Source organism: Skermanella rosea (genome assembly GCF_016806835.2).
Taxonomy (GTDB): domain Bacteria; phylum Pseudomonadota; class Alphaproteobacteria; order Azospirillales; family Azospirillaceae; genus Skermanella; species Skermanella rosea.
In genome coordinates, this window is sequence record NZ_CP086111.1 from 2,623,828 (window position 1) to 2,640,217 (window position 16,390).

Below are 16,390 nucleotides of genomic sequence, written 5' to 3' on the forward strand. Positions count from 1 at the left end.
GGCAAACGGCTCCCCGAAAAGGAAAACGGCCCGGGAGTTTCCTCCCGGGCCGTCCTTCCGACTGCACGACGGTCCGTGACCTTACGCTGCGGCCTTCGAGGCGATGACCTCGTCGGCAACGTTGCGCGGCACCGGATCGTAGTGGCTGAACTCCATCGTGAAGGTAGCACGGCCGGAGGTCATGCTGCGCAGGTCGCCGATGAAGCCGAACATCTCGGACAACGGGACGTGCGCTTCGACCGCCAGGTTCATGCCGCGCTCGAACTGGCCCAGGATCAGGCCGCGACGACGGTTCAGGTCGCCGATGACGTCGCCCAGGTGGTTCTCGGGGGTGACGACCTCGACCTTCATGATCGGCTCGAGCAGGACCGGGTTGGCCCGGCGGATCGCCTCGCGGAAGCAGGCCTTGGCCGCGATTTCGAACGCCAGCGCGCTGGAGTCGACGTCGTGGTACTTGCCGTCCACCAGGGTCGCCTTGAAGTCCACGGTCGGGAAGCCGGCGAGGACGCCGTCTTCCTTCTGGACCTCGATGCCGCTGCCGACCGCCGGGATGTACTCGCGGGGAACGGCGCCGCCGACGATCGCGTCGACGAACTCGAAGCCCTCGCCGCGCTCCTTCGGCTCGAAGATGACCTTGACTTCGGCGAACTGGCCCGAACCGCCGGTCTGCTTCTTGTGGGTGTAGACGTGCTCGATCTTGCTGGTGATCGTCTCACGGTACGCCACCTGCGGGCGGCCCACGACGGCTTCCACGCCGAACTCGGTGCGGATGCGGTCGATGGTGATCTCCAGGTGAAGCTCGCCCATGCCGCGCAGGATGGTCTGCCCGGTCTCCTTGTCCAGCTCCAGGCGGAGCGAGGGGTCGGCGCGGACCATCTTGCCCAGCGCGGTGCCCAGCTTCTCCTGGTCGCCCTTGGCCTTCGGCTCGACCGAAACGCTGATGACCGGATCTGGGAACTTCATGCGCTCCAGGATGACCGGGTGGGCCGGGTCGCACAGGGTGTCACCGGTCTCCGTCTCGGCCAGCGAGACGAAGGCGATGATGTCGCCCGCGCGGCATTCCTCGATCGCGTTGGTGTCCTTCGCGTAGACCTCCACCATGCGGCCGATGCGCTCGCGCTTGCCCCGGGTGGAGTTCAGCAGGGTCATGCCCTTGGCCGCCACGCCGGAATAGACGCGGGCGAAGGTCAGCGCGCCGAACTGGTTGTTGATGACCTTGAAGGCCAGCGCCGCGAAGGGCTCGTCGTCGGAGCAGATACGCTCGCCGACCACGTCGCCGTTCTCGTCCACGGTCTTGATCGCCTCGACGTCGGTCGGCGAGGGCAGGTACCAGACCACGGCGTCCAGCATCTGCGGCACGCCCTTGTTCTTGAACGAGCTGCCGGCGATGACCGGGGTGAAGGCGCTGCTGACGGTGCCCTTGCGGATGCACTTGCGGAGGACGTCGACCGAAGGATCCTCACCGCTGTCCAGGTAGGCTTCCATCGCCGCGTCGTCCTGCTCGAGCGCGGTGTCGATCAGCTCCTGGCGGTACTTCGGGATGTCCCGGAGGATGTCGAGGTCTTCCTTGACGTCGATCTTCAGCTTGGCGGCGAGATCGTCGGTGATCTCCCACTCTTCCCACTGGGCGTCCTTCTCGTCCGAGAACCAGACGAGGGCCTTCATGGTGACGAGGTCGATCAGGCCGCGGAAATTGTCCTCCGAGCCGATCGGCAGCGACAGCACCATCGGGCGGGCGCCCAGGCGGTTGACGATCATGTCGACGCAGCGGCGGAAGTTGGCGCCGGAGCGGTCCATCTTGTTGACGTAGCACATGCGCGGGACGTTGTAGTTGTCCGCGAGGCGCCAGTTCGTCTCCGACTGCGGCTCGACGCCGGCGACGCCGTCGAACACCACCACGGCACCGTCGAGCACGCGCAGCGAACGATTCACCTCGATCGTGAAGTCGACGTGGCCCGGGGTGTCGATCACGTTGATCTGGTGATCCTTCCAGAACACGGTCACGGCCGCGCTCTGGATGGTGATGCCGCGCTTCTGCTCCTGCTCCATGTAGTCGGTGGTGGCGGCACCGTCGTGCACCTCACCGATCTTGTAGCTGCGGCCCGTGTAATAAAGGATGCGCTCCGTCGTGGTGGTCTTGCCGGCATCGACGTGGGCGATGATGCCGATGTTGCGCATGTCCTTGAGTGGCGTTCTGCGTGCCATGAGTACTATTCCTGAGCCAGTCTCGACCGACGCCGAGACGTCGGAGGATAACCCCGGCTTTATGGGTTGGAGTTCGCCGACCGCGACCGTCCACCTTCCATCGGGGAAGCGGGCAGGGGCGGCAGTTGCGCGCTCAGGCAGCCGGGTCGGATGACCCGCCGCCATTGCACTGTCCTATACAGGAAATTTGGTATCGAAAATATGGCAGTGACCTCAAAAAGGTAAGTGCGACATTTCGTCTCTCCCCTCCGAAGGACGGTTCCAGAAAATTTCCACATAGTGTCGGCGCGGCGCCACACCAGCCATGAAACCGCGGAATCCGCCCGGAGCTGCCCCCTGACGCGTCTTTCCTGTTGACTATGCTAAACGATTTCATGCAGTTATCCAGAGTGCCCAAAATATAGGCAACGCTTCGAGACCCGCGTCCTGACCGATGGACGCACACTTCTCCCGCGACTTTCCCACAAGGTTATCCACAGGATCTGGGGAAATCATACGCGGGTGGGTAGCCTTTGCGCGGCTCTCCGGCACGGATCATTAGGAGCGGGAGGTCATGACTCGATACCTCCAACCATATCGCCATCTGGTCGCTCTCCATGCTTCCGGCTCCGGGACCGTGAGGCGCCCGGTGAACCGGAAGGCGTCAGTAACCCATGAAGAACCAGTTAATGGGTTCAGCAGCCTATAATGGGATCTTGAGCCTGAGATAGCCCCTCATGCTTATCTTCCTATATTCTGTTCTGTCGCTCCACCCGGGGTTTCCCCGATATCTGACGGGTAAGATGCAGGACCTGCAGAATCGCATCCCCTATGATCTGCGAATTCGCAGTTAGCCCGCGCATCATGAAAATTCATCATGGTGGACGCTTCGGGGAACTTTCGAGGTCTTCAGCGCTGGAGCGGCTGTTGGGCGATTTTGGTTCGCCGGTCCATCCTTGGACACCTGCTGCGGACGAGTTCGCAGCCCGTGGCTGCGCGCGTCCACATCCGGTTTTCCATTGTTCGTTTAGAATATTCAACACAGTGCCGTTTGAAATTCCGAACGGATTGATCGGGTCATGGCGCATGCGGCATCCAGGCCTGCGGCAGCGTACCTCTTATTTGAGCGGCCCATCCGCTTCGTATTCGCACACCATGCGACTGCTTTGGGTTCTACTGGAATTCAGGCATGCGCCAGGGAGAACGCGATGCTCAAGCTTGGAACCAGGGTCGGGTACGGTGATCAGGTCGGCCGCGTCGTGGGGCGGACCATCGAACTGCAACCCAAGTACGATATCATGCTCGCCAACGGCACCATCCGCTCCTACGTGCGGGAGGTGGACCTCGTGGTCGTCCCGCTGCCGTCCGATGGGCCACTGGTCGCCGGGACCCGCGAGCCTATGTCGATGCAGCGGAACGACGTGAATGAAGAGGAGCGGGATGCGGATCCTGATCGTGGAAGATGACGGTCTGCTGGCCGCGAAGCTGGGACTGACGCTGGAGGATGGCGGGCACGAGGTCGTTGGCTATGCCACGACCGTGAAGGCGGCCATGGACCTGGCGCAGCGGCACCGCCCGGCCCTGACCCTGATGGATATCGATCTCGGACCGGGGGGGAGCGGCATCGCCGCGGCCCGGGGAATGAAGAAGCATTTCGGGCTGGTTTCGCTGTTCGTCACCGAACAGCCGGACAGGGCCAGGCAGGCCGCCGACGCCGCCCTGGGCTTCCTGGGGAAACCCTATGCTGCGGATAGTGTCCTGGCCAGCGTCCGCGTCGCGGCAGCGGTCATGGCAAACGAGCCGCCGGGCGATTTGCCCGACGGCCTGATGTTGTTCACGGAAGCTGGAATGGTACGGGCCGATCCGTAAGGCGGCGTCTCGCCTGGACGGGGCCGCTCAGGCCGCCATGCGCTCGGCCGCGGCACGCCGGCTCAGGCGGAGCCGGGCGATCATGGCCTCGATGGTTTCCCGTTCGACCGCGTCGCGGCGCATCACGAGCTGGATGATCGGATCGTTCAGCAGGTCGTTCAATGAGGGTTCTTTACGCGGATTGCCGGTCATGACGTTTCTCCCCCTTGGGCGCGCAGTTCCTAGACTAGCGCATTCGCCTTACTGGCGCTTTGCACCTTTATGAACCAAATGCTACTCCATGTCCGCAGCGCTTACGAGAGTGATCTTTCGAGTAGCGAACCAATAAATTGCCAGGAAGTCTTGGCGAGTACAAGACAAATTCCCCGCTGTTTTGTTTTGCTTCGACTGGTATTACCGCATTCCTCTTCGCAATCGCAAAATCGAACTCAGGCGCCGTCGCGCTCGTAAGCTTCGCTCCGTGACGACACCAGCACGTCGCGCTTGCCCACATGGTTGGCCGAGCTGACGATCCCCTCGGCTTCCATGCGGTCGACCAGCCGGGCCGAGCGGTTGTAGCCGATCTGCAGGCAGCGCTGGATGAAGCTGACCGAGGCCTTGCGCTCGCGGGTCACCAGGGCGACCGCATGCTCGTACAACTCGTCGTCGCTGCCGGTGAACGGGGCGGCACCCTCCTCCGGAGCGGGGGAGGGGGCCTCCTCGTCGTCGCCGGCGCTGTCGTCGTCCTCCGTGATGGAATGGAGATAGTCGGGAGAGCCCTGTTCCTTCAAGTGGCGGACGACGTCCTCCACCTCCTCGTCGGTGACGAAGGGTCCGTGGACGCGGGTGATGCGGCCGCCGCCGGCCATATAGAGCATGTCGCCCTGGCCGAGCAGCTGCTCGGCACCCTGCTCGCCCAGGATGGTGCGGCTGTCGATCTTGCTGGTGACCTGGAAGCTGATGCGGGTCGGGAAATTGGCCTTGATCGTGCCGGTGATCACGTCCACCGAGGGCCGCTGGGTCGCCATGATCAGGTGGATGCCGGCCGCCCGGGCCATCTGCGCCAGACGCTGGATCGCCGCCTCGATGTCCTTGCCGGCGACCAGCATCAGGTCCGCCATCTCGTCCACCACCACCACGATGTAGGGCAGGGACTTAAGCTCCATCGGCTGTTCCTCGAAGATCGGCTGGCGCTTGGCCTTGTCGTAGCCGACCTGGACCTGGCGGAACACCTGCTCACCGGTCTCCAGCAGTTCCGCGATGCGCTGGTTGTAGCCCTCGATGTTGCGGACGCCGAACTTGGCCATCGCGCGGTAGCGGCTCTCCATCTCGCGCACGGCCCATTTCAGGGCGACGATCGCCTTCTTCGGATCTGTCACCACGGGGGCCAGCAGGTGCGGGATGCCGTCGTAAACCGACAGTTCCAGCATCTTGGGGTCGACCATGATGAAGCGGCACTTCTCCGGCGGCAGGCGGTAGAGCAGCGACAGGATCATGGTGTTGATGCAGACCGACTTGCCCGACCCGGTGGTGCCGGCGATCAGCAAGTGCGGCATGCGCGCCAGGTCCACCACGATCGGTGTGCCGCCGATGTCTTTGCCCAGCACCAGCGCCAGCTTGGCCGGGGTCTGCTGGTAGGCGTCGCAGTCCAGCATCTCGCGCAGGAAGACCTTTTCGCGCGTCGGGTTGGGCAGCTCGATGCCGATCACGCTGCGGCCGGGCACCACCGCGATGCGGACGGTGAGCGCCCGCATGGACCGGGCGATGTCCTCCGCCAGGTTTATCACGCGCGACGACTTCAGGCCGGGAGCCGGCTCCAGCTCGTACAGGGTGACGACGGGGCCGGGCCTGACCTCCATGATCTCGCCGCGGACGCCGAAATTCTTCAGCACCGTTTCCAGGTTGCGGGCGTTGTGGGCGAGCGAGGTCTCGTCCATGGTCGCCTTGTCGGTCGGCGGGGCCGGCTGCAGCAACTCGACCGGCGGCAGCTCGTAGGGCGCGTTCGGATCGCGGGGGGCGGCTTCGGAGAACTCCCCGTCCTCGCCGTCCCCGGCCGCGTCGCCATCCATGCCGAAGCCGTCCGCATCGTCGTCGGCGTCCTGGCCGACCATGGGCGCCCTGGCGGTCGCCTCGCCCCATTCCACGCCGGCGAGGAAGGCGTTGGCGGCGATGACCGCGAACAGCTCCTCCTGCTGCCCGGTACCGTAGGCGATGGTCGCGTCCGGCCGGCCCGGATTGATCTCCAAGACCCATTCGACCGCGCCGTCGGACCATTCGTCCAGGAGGAGCCTGAACGGCTGGCTGTTCATGGCACAGCTCAGGTTGAATTCCTGGGCGGTCGTAATGTCGGAATTAGCCGCATCGATGGGCAGACGGCTTTCCTGCTGAGTCATGGTCTGGTCCAAACACCTGGAATAGTGAATCGGGAAACGCCGGCGGCCGGCCCCCCGTGCCGCATCCTAACGCCGCTCCGTCTCCCAATGGTAAATCTTCGTCAATACTCGGCGCGCATGCGGCCGAATTTCTGTCGGCCCTCAGAACGCCCTGGGGGCCCCCGTGGCGACTGGATGGGGCCGGTCGAGCTTGTAGGCGCCGACGAGCAGCTTGCCCACGGTGGAGCCGTCCTCGGTCAGCGGGAGCACGAGCCGTTCCCAGGTCGAGGGAACGCCGTCGAAGTCGGCGGAATAGACGCGGGCGACCGGCCGGACCTCCGTCCGGACGCGGTCGTACTCCGCGCGCAGGATGTCGCCTTGGGGCTCGGGCAGGCGCGCGATCGACTGCCCGACCCGATCCCCGCCGAAGGAGTCCGAGAAGGACTGGCCATAGTAGGAATAGACGAAGTCCGAATTGCGGACCACGTCCATGATCAGCAGGTTGCCCAGCCAGGGCCGCAGTCCCGTCGGGTTCAGCGCGGATGCCAGCGGCAGAGGCGCTCCGGCGCATTGCTCCAGCCAGAAGGCGTACAGGCTGAGCAGCTTGGGATGGCGAAGGACGAGGGTTTCGTCGGTCATGTCGATATGCGCTGCCCCACGTCAGCGGGTGAAGGTCGGGAACATGAAATCGGCCGGTGCCCCGCGTGACGACGACCGCCTGGAAAATCGGCCCATCGGGGTCGTACCCGGCGGGCCGAACCCTTGCGGGCATGCATCGACAGGCGGGGAATTGCCCGGTCGCCCTACGGGTAACAGGCTGGCGGAGTCGCTGGCAAGGTGTTTCTGAAACTTGTCACCCCGCGCCGATCCGGGGGAACACAATGGCAACGATCAGCCCCGGCCGGTTGTCGTCCATTTCGAGCCGGGCGCCATGCAGCCGCGCCACGGCATCGACGAGGCTCAGCCCCAGCCCGTTCCCGGGCGAACTCCGGCTCGACTCAAGGCGCACGAACCGGCGCAGGACGGTCTCCCGCTGGTCGGCCGGGATTCCCGGTCCGCCGTCGGACACCGAGATGCAGGTGCCGCGGGCGCCGTCGGGACCATCGACCGCCAGCGTGACGCGACCGCCGGGTGGGGAGTACTTCAGGGCGTTGTCCAGCAGGTTGGCGACCGCCTGGGCGAGGAGCTGCTGGTTGCCGAGCACGACCGGCTCGGCCCGGATGTCGCTGGCGAAGGTGAGCCCGGCCTCCTCGGCAGCGGGTTCGTAGAGGTCGGCGATCTGGCGGGCGATATCGGCCAGGGCGACCTTCTGGAAGCTGCGCTGAAGGGTTCCGGCCTCGGCCTCGGCGATGCTGAGCAGGGCGGAGAAGATGCCGAGCAGACGGTCCGCCTCGCCGATCGCCTCCTGGATCGCGGCCCGGTACTCGTCCTCGCCGGAGCATTCGACCAGGGTGATCTCCAGGCGGGACCGCAGCCGCGTCAGCGGCGTCCGCAGGTCGTGCGCGACGCTGTCGGAGACCTGCCGCATGCCCACCATGAGCTGCTCGATCTGGTCGAGCATAGCGTTCAGATTTCCGGCGAGCTGGTCCAGCTCGTCGCCGCTGCCCTGGACCGCCATCCGCTCCTGCAGGGCTCCCGACATGATCTGACGGGTCGTCCGGTTGATCGCGTCGATGCGGTGCATGACGTTGCGGCTGATCAGCACGCCGCCGGCGGCGCCCAAGCCTATCGTCAGGAGCAGCGCCCAGGCGAGCGAGATCAGCACCCGTTCCTGGAAATGGCTGCGCTCCCGGGTATCGCGCCCGACCAGAAGGTGATAGCCACCGGACAGCGTGAACATCACGGCCCGGGCGTCGTGGCGTCGGCCGTCCGGCACCGGCGGCGCGTCCTTGATCTCGAACTCGACCCAGCCGTCCTGGTCCGGGACGGCGTCGGGCCAGGCCGAAAGGTTGCCGGCCAGGGGGGCGTAGGTCGGCGACGCCACTAGGTACAGGGTGTTCGACCGCGGCGTGGCGCTGCGGGCGTTGACGACCTCGATCAGGCCGGGCAGCCGCCGCTGACGGTAATGCTCGCGCAATCCTGCGATCTCCGCCGCGATGGTCTCGTCGGTCTGGCGCTCGATGAAGCCCGCGGTGAACCAGTAGATGAGCCCGAGGATCACCAGCACCGAGGCGATGAACAGGCCGAGATAGAGCAGTGCCACCCGGAAGGTGGTGGTCCTGAGCAGGCCGAGGTCAGGCACGCAGGGTATATCCGGCGCCGCGCACGGTGTGGATCATCGGTGTCGGGAAGTCGCGGTCGATCTTCTGCCGCAGCCGCGCCACGTGCACGTCGATCACGTTGGTCTGTGGGTCGAAATGATAGTCCCAGACATTCTCCAGCAGCATGGTCCGGGTCACGACGTTGCCGGCGTGCCGCATCAGGTATTCCAGCAGCCTGAACTCCCGGGGGAGCAGGTCGATCTGCTTGGCCCCCCGGCGGACCCGCCGCGCCAGCAGGTCCATCTCCAGGTCGCCGACCTGCAGCCGGGTGGTCGCCGCCGCTCCGGCCGACTTGCGCCGGCCCAGGGCCTCGACCCGGGCCAGCAGCTCGGAAAAGGCGTAGGGCTTCGTCAGGTAGTCGTCGCCGCCGGCCCGCAGCCCCCGCACCCGGTCGTCGACGCTGCCCAGCGCGCTGAGGAACAGGACCGGCGTCTCGGTGCCGGCCCCGCGCAGGATCTCCACCAGCGACAGGCCGTCGCGCCCCGGCAGCAGCCGGTCGACGATCAGCACGTCGTAGGTCTCGGACCCCGCCATGAACAGGCCGTCCTTGCCGTCGGCCACGTGGTCGACCACGTGGCCGCTCTCCCTCAGGCCCTTGACCATGTAGGCGGCGGCCTGGGCGTCGTCCTCGATGACCAGTATCTTCATGCCTCCATCATAGCCGATCGAGGACCGCTCGCCAGGAGGATCGCTCCGTCCGGAGGGAGCGGGACGGTCGTCGGGGGAGGCTCCCCCGAAGCCCCTGCCCATGATCACGCCTTCTTGATCGGAATGGCGACGAACTGCTCGGTGCCCTGGCGATTGACCCGCAGCAGCACCGCCCCGCGGCCCGCCTCCCTGGCCTCCTGGACCTTCGCCGCGATCTGGGCGGGAGCGGCCACCCGCTCGTTGCCGACCTCGGTGATGACGTCGCCCGGCCGCAGGTTCACGCCGTCGGCGGTATCCTCGAGCCCGACCACCAGCACGCCCTCGACACCCTCGGACAGGCCGAAGCGGCGCCGGCCGGTCGCGTCGATCGAGGACAGGGTCAGGCCGAGGACGGAGTCGGTCTGGGCCGCTCCCGGCCCGTCCGGCGACTGCGTCGCGGCGGCGACCTGGGGCTGGTCAGGCATCGCGTCCAGCGTGACGGAGACGGTCTCGCGCTTGCCCCGGCGCAGCACGTCGAGCTTCACGGTCGACCCGGTCTTGCTGTCGGCCACCATCCGGGTCAGATCCTTGATGGTGTCGACCGGCCGGCCGTCCAGCGCCAGGATCACGTCCCCCGCTGCGAGCTTCGCCTTGGCGGCCGGGCTGTTCGACGTCACGTCCGCGACCAGCGCGCCCTTGGGCTGACCGAGGCCGAGGCTGTCGGCGATCTCCGGCGTGACCTGCTGGATCTGCACGCCAAGCCAGCCGCGGCTGACCGTGCCGTTCTCGCGCAGCTGGGCGATGACGCCCTTGGCCAGGTTCGAGGGGATCGCGAAGCCGATGCCGACGCTGCCGCCGTTGGGCGAGAAGATGGCCGTGTTGATCCCGATCACGCGGCCGTGGACGTCGAAGGTCGGGCCGCCGGAATTGCCTCGGTTGATCGAGGCGTCGAGCTGCAGGAAGTCGTCGTACGGCCCGGCCTGGATGTCGCGACCGCGGGCGGAAACGATGCCGGAGGTCACCGTGCCGCCGAGCCCGAACGGGTTGCCGATCGCGATGACCCAGTCGCCGACGCGCGCCGTGTCGCTGTCGCCGAACTCCAGGTAGGCCAGCGGCTTTTCGGCATCGACCTTCAGCAGCGCCAGGTCGGTCTTCGGATCGCGCCCGACCAGCTTGGCGTCCAGCCTGGAGCCGTCATGCAGGGTCACGCTGATCTCGTCGGCGCCGTCGATCACGTGGTTGTTGGTCACCACGTAGCCCGCGGCGTCGATGATGAAGCCGGAGCCCTGGGCCTGCTGGCGCTCGGCACGGGGACGGGCGCCGCGCTGCTGCTCCTGGAACTGGCGGAAGAACTCCTCGAAGGGCGAGCCGGGCGGGAACTCCGGCATTCCCGGCAGGCTGCGCTGCTCGGGAGCGGCGTCGCCGCCCTGGACGGTCGAGACGTTGACCACGGCCGGCATGACCCGGTCGACCAGGTCGGCGAAGCTGCCCGGCAGTTCCTGCGACACGGCCGGCACGGTGACCGGCGCGGCGGCGGCGTCTCCTGGACGCATGGCAGCGGCGCCGGACAGGATCGTGGTGCCCAGCAGGAAGGCGGCGGTCGCCCGGCGGAAGCGGGACGCGAGGGCAGGGGCGGCGGAAAGGGGACGGGCGGGGGAGCGGGTAACCGGAAGATGCGGGACCATTCAAGGCTCCTGGCTGAACGAATCGGAAGCCGCTGCGGGGCGGCATTGATGGCGTTCTAGCGGGCCGAGCCTTACCGCTGCCTTGCGGCAACATTAAATCGCCGAAAGGTTGCCCGGCGGCACGGCGCCCCGGAGGCCCGCCGCGAGGTCAGTCCAGCACCTCGCGCAGGGCGTCCATCAGCGCGTGGTTCTCCTCCTCGGTGCCTATCGTGATCCTCATGCAGTCCGGCAGCCCGTAGGCGCCCAGCGACTTTACCAGGATGCCGTGGTCCAGCAGGTGCTGGGACAGGGTCGGGACGCTCATGGTCGGGTCCGGCGGAATCCGGATCAGGAGAAAATTGCAGACGCTGGGATAGACCCGGACGCCGATCGCCCGCAGTTCGTGGGACAGCCAGGCGCTCCAGGAGTCATTGTGGGCGAGCGTCGCCTCCTCGTGCTCCAGGTCGCCGAGCGCGGCGGCGGCGGCGGCCTGCGCCGGCAGCCCGACATTGTAGAGCGGCCTGACCCGGTCCAGCGTCTCGATGATGGCCGGTGGCCCGTAGGCCCAGCCGATCCGCAGGCCCGCCAGCCCGTGCAGCTTGGAGAAGGTGCGGACCATCAGCACGTTGTCGTGCTCGCTCACCAGGTCGAAGCCGGGATCGTAGTTGTTGCGGCGGACATAGTCCGCGTAGGCGCTGTCGAGCACCAGCAGGGTGTGCGCCGGCAGCTCGGCCCGCAGCCGCTGAACCTGTTCCGCCGGGACATAGGATCCGGTCGGGTTGTTGGGATTGGCCAGGAACACGATCTTGGTCCGGTCGCCGGCCAGTTCGGCAAGCGCCTCCACGTCCACCGCGAGGTCGCGCTCGGCGGCGATCATGGGCGTCGCGCCGGTCATCCGGGCGGCCTTGATGAACCCATGGTAGCCGTACTGGTGGAACAGCACCTCGTCACCCGGGCCGGCATAGGCCTCCGTGACGATCTGGATCATCTCGTCCGACCCGTTCGAGCAGGTGATGTGATCCGGTTCGATGTCGTAGCGGCGGGCAATCGCCATGCGCAGCGCCGTGTGCTCGCCGTCCGGGTAGCGGTGCAGGTTCTGGGCGGCCTGCCGGTAGGCGGTGATCGACTTCGGGCTCGGTCCCAGGGCGTTGTGGCTGAGCGACAGGTCGATGAGGGGACGCCCGCCGTGCGGAAGGCGGATCATCGGCTTGTGCGGGGCTATCTGGCCGATGCCCACCCTCGGTGTCAGCCGTTCCATCGGCAACCGTCTCCCTGCTTCGCGCTCCCGCCCCGTCCGGCGGGAGTCATGGCCTTAAATCATCATACAAATCGAAACCGAAGGAACATTCCAGTGACCGGATGGCGCAGGGAACTTCAGAGCACCTGCCCGGAGCGGCGCGCCACGGGGAGCGGCCTTGCCTGGTCGTCGACGAAACCGCCGGCATGCAGGCGGGTCAGGATACGGTCGAAATGGGCCGGGGTCGCCGGCCGGTCGTAGCCTTCCATCCAGTTCTGCTCCAGGAAGGCCAGCATGGCGGGCTGTCCCAACTCGGCCTCCCACAGGATGCCCAGCAGCGACGTCAGCGTCTCCTCGTCCTGGCGCTCCTCCTCAGACAGGGCCGTGGCCGCGTCGGCCTCGGCGACACGCCCCGTCTCCGGCCCGGCGCCGAGGCCGAAGTCGTAGAGGGACCGCCGCTCCGGCGAGCAGAGCTGCCAATGGGCGATCTCGTGGATCACGACTGACGGCTCGCTGCGGGTCCGGATCCGCCGGCCGTCCCAGCTGAACGCCTCGGCGGGCGCCTCGTCCAGGGTTTCGATCCCCAGGGACGCGGCCAGCGCCACGGCTTGGTCCCGCTGCTCCGCGGGATCGCCGAGTCTCCCGTCGGGCGGGATCGAGGAGGCGATTCTGCGGAAAGCCGTGAGTGCCAGCGGCCGACCGGCCAACCCCTGTTCGAAGCGGTCGATCACCGCGGGCAGATCGGAAGTGTCGATTGGTGTCAGTATCATAACGCTGCTTGGAGTCCGCTGTCCTGGTCCGCGGCCGGTGTCCGGCGGCGGTGCGCACCATAGCACCCGGCGACGCCCAGTCACCCGCCGAAAAGTCGCACGGGAGCCGGACCGGGGCGGACTCACGAAAATTTAGGAAAGTCTGCTTTAATCCTGCGCGATGGTCCGCCGTTGCGTGCCGCCGCGGGGACCCAATAACTCAACTCCAGGTGTCATTCCATGTCCTATGGCAACGAACTCAGCGCCTCTGATAACGCCGGCACCTTGAGCCGCCAGGAACTGTCCGCTTCCCTGCAGGAAATCAGCCGGGAACTGGAAGGTCTGCGCAGCGAAATCGAAAAGGTCGGGACCGTCGCCCAGCAGATCGACGCGATCGCCAAGCAGACCAACCTGCTGGCGCTCAACGCCACGATCGAGGCGGCCCGTGCCGGCGAGGCCGGGAAGGGATTCGCGGTCGTGGCGGGCGAGGTGAAGAACCTGTCCGGCCAGACCGCCGCGGCGACCGCGGAAATTTCCTCGGTGCTGCAAAGCCTGACCAAGCGGACCCAGCATCTGGGCCAACTCGTCGAGAAGGCGATCAGCTCGGTCTGATGCCGCTACCGGACGTCCCCTTTCGGCTCATGGGTGCGAAAGGGGACGATCCGTCGTGAATGGAGCCCGGATATCGGGGTTCAGAAGAACAGGCTGTACAGCCCGTATCCCGCAGCGATCACGATCGCCCACGAGGCGAGGGCCGCGGCGAGTATTGTCGCGACGCGGCGGCGGGGCGACCAATCGCCATCGTCGGCTCCCTCCAGCGTCCCCGGATAGGGTTGGGTCTCAGGCTCTACTTTGCGGTACAGGGCAGCCTGCTTCACGGTCAATCCTCGCCAGACCAGTATGTTGCTTCGACACATTAGGCGCCCCAATGCCTAAGGTATCGTAAATGGTAGTGAGCCGCTAACTACCTCTCAGGTACTAGATATATGGCAATAAACCTGTCGGGCGAGACATGGTTCCAAAAAGACCTAAACAGACGTGGTATTTTTCATCTTCAACATTGGGATCACCGGGGTGTCGCGAACCAACGGCCAGGAACCAGGCGGCAGGGCGTAGAAACTGCCAGCACGATGTTCGTGGAAGCGATCAGGATCTCCGCGAAGATCAATCAGCCCGGGCCAAGGCCGGCCGCTCCTGCCCGTCAGCCTCATCAAGGCCGCGTGACTCCGGTTGATGTTGGAGCCGGGAGTGCCGGTGCCGCCTGCGGAGGAGAGCGGCCCGGTGCGAGGTCCGGTGCCGCTCCCCTTCCCGTTATCCCTTAGGCCGCCTTCGATTCAGGAAAACCGGGCTCAGGCCCTGGTCGGCGGCTGAACGTCCGGCGGCGGGTCCTGCATCGGGGGAATTTCCGGAGTCGGTTCGACCTCGGGCGGCACTTCCGCCGGCGGGGTGTTGGGCTGGTCGGGATCCACCCCCGGAGGGCCGGTAAGCTCGAAGCGCGTCATCATGATCTCCTTGCTGTGTCCGGGTACTTTTCATCAACCTTCAGGCGCATGAAAAGTCCCGGACGCGCAACGGATTTCCGTCGTGAAGCCTGTTCAGGCGACCGTTACTGGGCGCTGTCCTGGACGGCTTCGCCGGCGCGCTCGGTGTCGCGGCCGAAGCCTTCGAGGGTGTTGCAGGCTCCAAGCAGGGTAACCAACGCCAGGGCGCCGGCAGCCATCATGAAGGGACGGGCCTTGCGATCCGGACGGTTGAGCTTCGTCATTTCTGTCGTCTCCGAAGTTGATTGGTATTCGACAAGGGAACACCGCGTTTCGGCGGATGTTCCATGCGGCGCGACGGCGTCGTCATGGATCAAGCGGATAGAGCCTTCGGAGGCAGCGCCGCGACGACAGCGTGCAGTAAAGCCGGAACCCCGCCATGTCTGCGGGAATCTTGACAGAATCCGCAAGGTGCCGCTTTTCTGGGCACCACATCGGCTGGAGACGCAATCATAACCACCATAGAGCGGGAAGGCGGAGACCGTCGGGTCGCCCTGCGCCACCATATCACCGAGTTGCTCAGGCTTGCCGTGCCGGTGATCGTCGCGCGGGCCGGACTGATGGTCATGTCGGCCGTCGACATCCTGATCGTGGGCCGCTACGGCTCCCAGGAACTGGCCTATCTGGGGCTGGGCACCCTGCCGGCACAGATGCTGGTGACCGCCGGCATCGGGCTCCTGCTGGGCACCCTGATCCTGACCTCCCACTCGGTCGGGGCGGAGACGCCGGAGGACTGCGGGCCGATCTGGCGGCGTTCCTTGCCCTACGCCTTCCTGCTCGGGATGGCTGCCGCCCTGCTCAGCCTGGGCGGCGAGAGCTTCTTCAGGCTGACCGGGCAGGACGCCGACGTGGCGAAGGGCGGCGCCGGCGTGTTCTTCGTGCTGGCGGCCGGGATCCCCGCGGCCATGCTCTACACCACGTCGGCCTTCTTCCTGGAGGGGCTGAGGCGGCCGGTGCCGGGCATGATCGCCATGATCGCCGCCAATCTCCTCAACGTCCCGCTCAACCTGATCCTGGTGTGGGGAGCCTGGGGCATCCCGGCGCTGGGCGCGGAGGGGTCGGCCTGGGCGACCACCGCGGTGCGCTGGATGCTGGCCTTGTCGATGATGGCCTATGTCTGGTACCTGCCGGACCGGGACCGCTACGGCATCCGCCGGACGGTCACCCGCTGGTGGAGCGGTGCCGCGCACCAGCGGCGGCTCGGCTATGCCGCCGGGCTCAGTCTGGCGCTCGAAAGCAGCGCCTTCTCCATCCTGGGCCTGTTCGCCGGCATGGTCGGGCCGCTCGACCTGGGCGCCTACACGATCCTGCTGAACCTGGTCGCCCTGTCCTTCATGACCGCCGTCGGTCTGGCGACCGCCACCGGGGTGCGGGTCGGAGTCGCCTATGGCCGGCGCGACCGGCGCGAGATCATGGTGGCGGGATGGACCGGACTGGGGGTCACGACCGTGATCCTGGCCGTGTTCGCGGTGCTGTTCGCGCTGCTGCCCGGAACCATCGGCGGCCTGTTCACGGCCGACCCGGACATGCTGGCCCTGACGGTGCCGCTGGTCGCTTTCAGCGCGCTGATCCTGATCGTGGACGGCGGGCAGGTGGTCATGGCGAGCGCGCTGCGCGGCCAGAGCGACGCCTGGATCCCGACGGTCCTGCACTTCTTCTCCTACTACGGGATCATGATCCCGCTGGGCGCAGCCCTGGCGCTGTGGGCCGACCGGGGCGTCGCCGGACTGCTGGAGGGAATCCTGATCGCCAGCGTCTTCTCGGTGGCCGTGCTGTCGATCCGGTTCCACCTGCTGTCGCGGGCATGACGGCGGGATATGCTGCGGACGGCCGATGCGCTATGGTCCGACTCCGCCCGGTGTCCGTCGGGAACCGCGGCCAAGGTGTAACGCATTGTTAGCGTCTGC

16 protein-coding genes are annotated in these 16,390 nt (G+C 66.5%); 4 read left to right on the forward strand and 12 right to left on the reverse strand.

Annotated features, from left to right (window positions below):
- Nucleotides 1-81 precede the first annotated feature (81 nt).
- A complete protein-coding gene (gene fusA, locus JL101_RS12045) occupies nt 82-2,205 on the reverse strand; it encodes an elongation factor G (RefSeq protein ID WP_203095280.1) in 2,124 nt (707 codons plus the stop codon).
- Between the two features lie 1,187 nt (nt 2,206-3,392).
- On the opposite strand from fusA, the gene JL101_RS12050 reads away from it, so the two are divergent.
- Both JL101_RS12050 and JL101_RS12055 read left to right on the forward strand, forming a co-directional pair.
- On the forward strand, nt 3,393-3,650 hold the full coding sequence (locus JL101_RS12050; protein WP_203095281.1) for a hypothetical protein: 258 nt from the start codon (nt 3,393-3,395) through the stop codon (nt 3,648-3,650).
- A complete protein-coding gene (locus JL101_RS12055; protein WP_203095282.1) occupies nt 3,625-4,053 on the forward strand; it encodes a response regulator in 429 nt (142 codons plus the stop codon). Before JL101_RS12050 ends, JL101_RS12055 begins: the two co-directional genes overlap by 26 nt.
- A 27-nt stretch (nt 4,054-4,080) precedes the next feature.
- Here the strand turns inward: JL101_RS12055 and JL101_RS12060 are convergent, their stop codons facing one another.
- The 8 genes from JL101_RS12060 to JL101_RS12095 all read right to left on the reverse strand — a co-directional run bounded on the left by JL101_RS12060 (nt 4,081) and on the right by JL101_RS12095 (nt 12,963).
- Nucleotides 4,081-4,245, reverse strand: a complete 165-nt coding sequence (locus JL101_RS12060) for a hypothetical protein (RefSeq protein WP_201080371.1) — start codon at nt 4,243-4,245, stop codon at nt 4,081-4,083.
- A 236-nt stretch (nt 4,246-4,481) separates the two neighbouring features.
- Nucleotides 4,482-6,425 carry a DNA translocase FtsK gene (locus JL101_RS12065; RefSeq protein ID WP_203095283.1) on the reverse strand — a complete coding sequence of 648 codons (1,944 nt, stop codon included), beginning with the start codon at nt 6,423-6,425 and terminating at the stop codon, nt 4,482-4,484.
- A gap of 141 nt (nt 6,426-6,566) precedes the next feature.
- Nucleotides 6,567-7,043, reverse strand: coding sequence for a PAS domain-containing protein (locus JL101_RS12070; protein ID WP_202679565.1), 477 nt, complete (start codon nt 7,041-7,043; stop codon nt 6,567-6,569).
- Nucleotides 7,044-7,257: 214 nt separating this feature from the next.
- Entirely contained in the window at nt 7,258-8,646 is a 1,389-nt protein-coding gene (locus JL101_RS12075) for a sensor histidine kinase (protein ID WP_228435419.1), read from the reverse strand.
- Nucleotides 8,639-9,313 carry a winged helix-turn-helix domain-containing protein gene (locus JL101_RS12080; protein WP_203095284.1) on the reverse strand — a complete coding sequence of 225 codons (675 nt, stop codon included), beginning with the start codon at nt 9,311-9,313 and terminating at the stop codon, nt 8,639-8,641. The genes JL101_RS12075 and JL101_RS12080 overlap by 8 nt, the downstream gene beginning before the upstream one ends.
- A 104-nt stretch (nt 9,314-9,417) precedes the next feature.
- Nucleotides 9,418-10,977, reverse strand: coding sequence for a DegQ family serine endoprotease (locus JL101_RS12085; protein WP_203095285.1), 1,560 nt, complete (start codon nt 10,975-10,977; stop codon nt 9,418-9,420).
- 148 nt (nt 10,978-11,125) lie between these two features.
- Complete coding sequence (gene hisC / locus JL101_RS12090) at nt 11,126-12,214, reverse strand: histidinol-phosphate transaminase (protein ID WP_203095286.1); 1,089 nt, start codon at nt 12,212-12,214, stop codon at nt 11,126-11,128.
- 116 nt (nt 12,215-12,330) lie between these two features.
- On the reverse strand, nt 12,331-12,963 hold the full coding sequence (locus JL101_RS12095) for an elongation factor P hydroxylase (protein ID WP_203095287.1): 633 nt from the start codon (nt 12,961-12,963) through the stop codon (nt 12,331-12,333).
- A 219-nt stretch (nt 12,964-13,182) separates the two neighbouring features.
- Here JL101_RS12095 and JL101_RS36765 point away from each other — a divergent pair, with 219 nt between their 5' ends.
- Nucleotides 13,183-13,554, forward strand: coding sequence for a methyl-accepting chemotaxis protein (locus tag JL101_RS36765; RefSeq protein WP_158045509.1), 372 nt, complete (start codon nt 13,183-13,185; stop codon nt 13,552-13,554).
- 80 nt (nt 13,555-13,634) lie between these two features.
- Here JL101_RS36765 and JL101_RS12105 read toward each other — a convergent pair whose 3' ends face one another.
- From JL101_RS12105 to JL101_RS12115, 3 genes are all read right to left on the reverse strand, one after another.
- On the reverse strand, nt 13,635-13,859 hold the full coding sequence (locus JL101_RS12105) for a hypothetical protein (protein ID WP_228435420.1): 225 nt from the start codon (nt 13,857-13,859) through the stop codon (nt 13,635-13,637).
- 432 nt (nt 13,860-14,291) lie between these two features.
- A complete protein-coding gene (locus JL101_RS12110; protein WP_203095289.1) occupies nt 14,292-14,447 on the reverse strand; it encodes a hypothetical protein in 156 nt (51 codons plus the stop codon).
- 101 nt (nt 14,448-14,548) lie between these two features.
- Nucleotides 14,549-14,707, reverse strand: coding sequence for an entericidin A/B family lipoprotein (locus JL101_RS12115; protein ID WP_228435421.1), 159 nt, complete (start codon nt 14,705-14,707; stop codon nt 14,549-14,551).
- A 291-nt stretch (nt 14,708-14,998) separates the two neighbouring features.
- Between JL101_RS12115 and JL101_RS12120 the strand changes: the two genes are divergently transcribed.
- Nucleotides 14,999-16,291: an MATE family efflux transporter gene (locus tag JL101_RS12120; protein WP_228435422.1), complete on the forward strand. Its 1,293-nt coding sequence runs from the start codon at nt 14,999-15,001 to the stop codon at nt 16,289-16,291.
- Nucleotides 16,292-16,390: the final 99 nt, after the last annotated feature.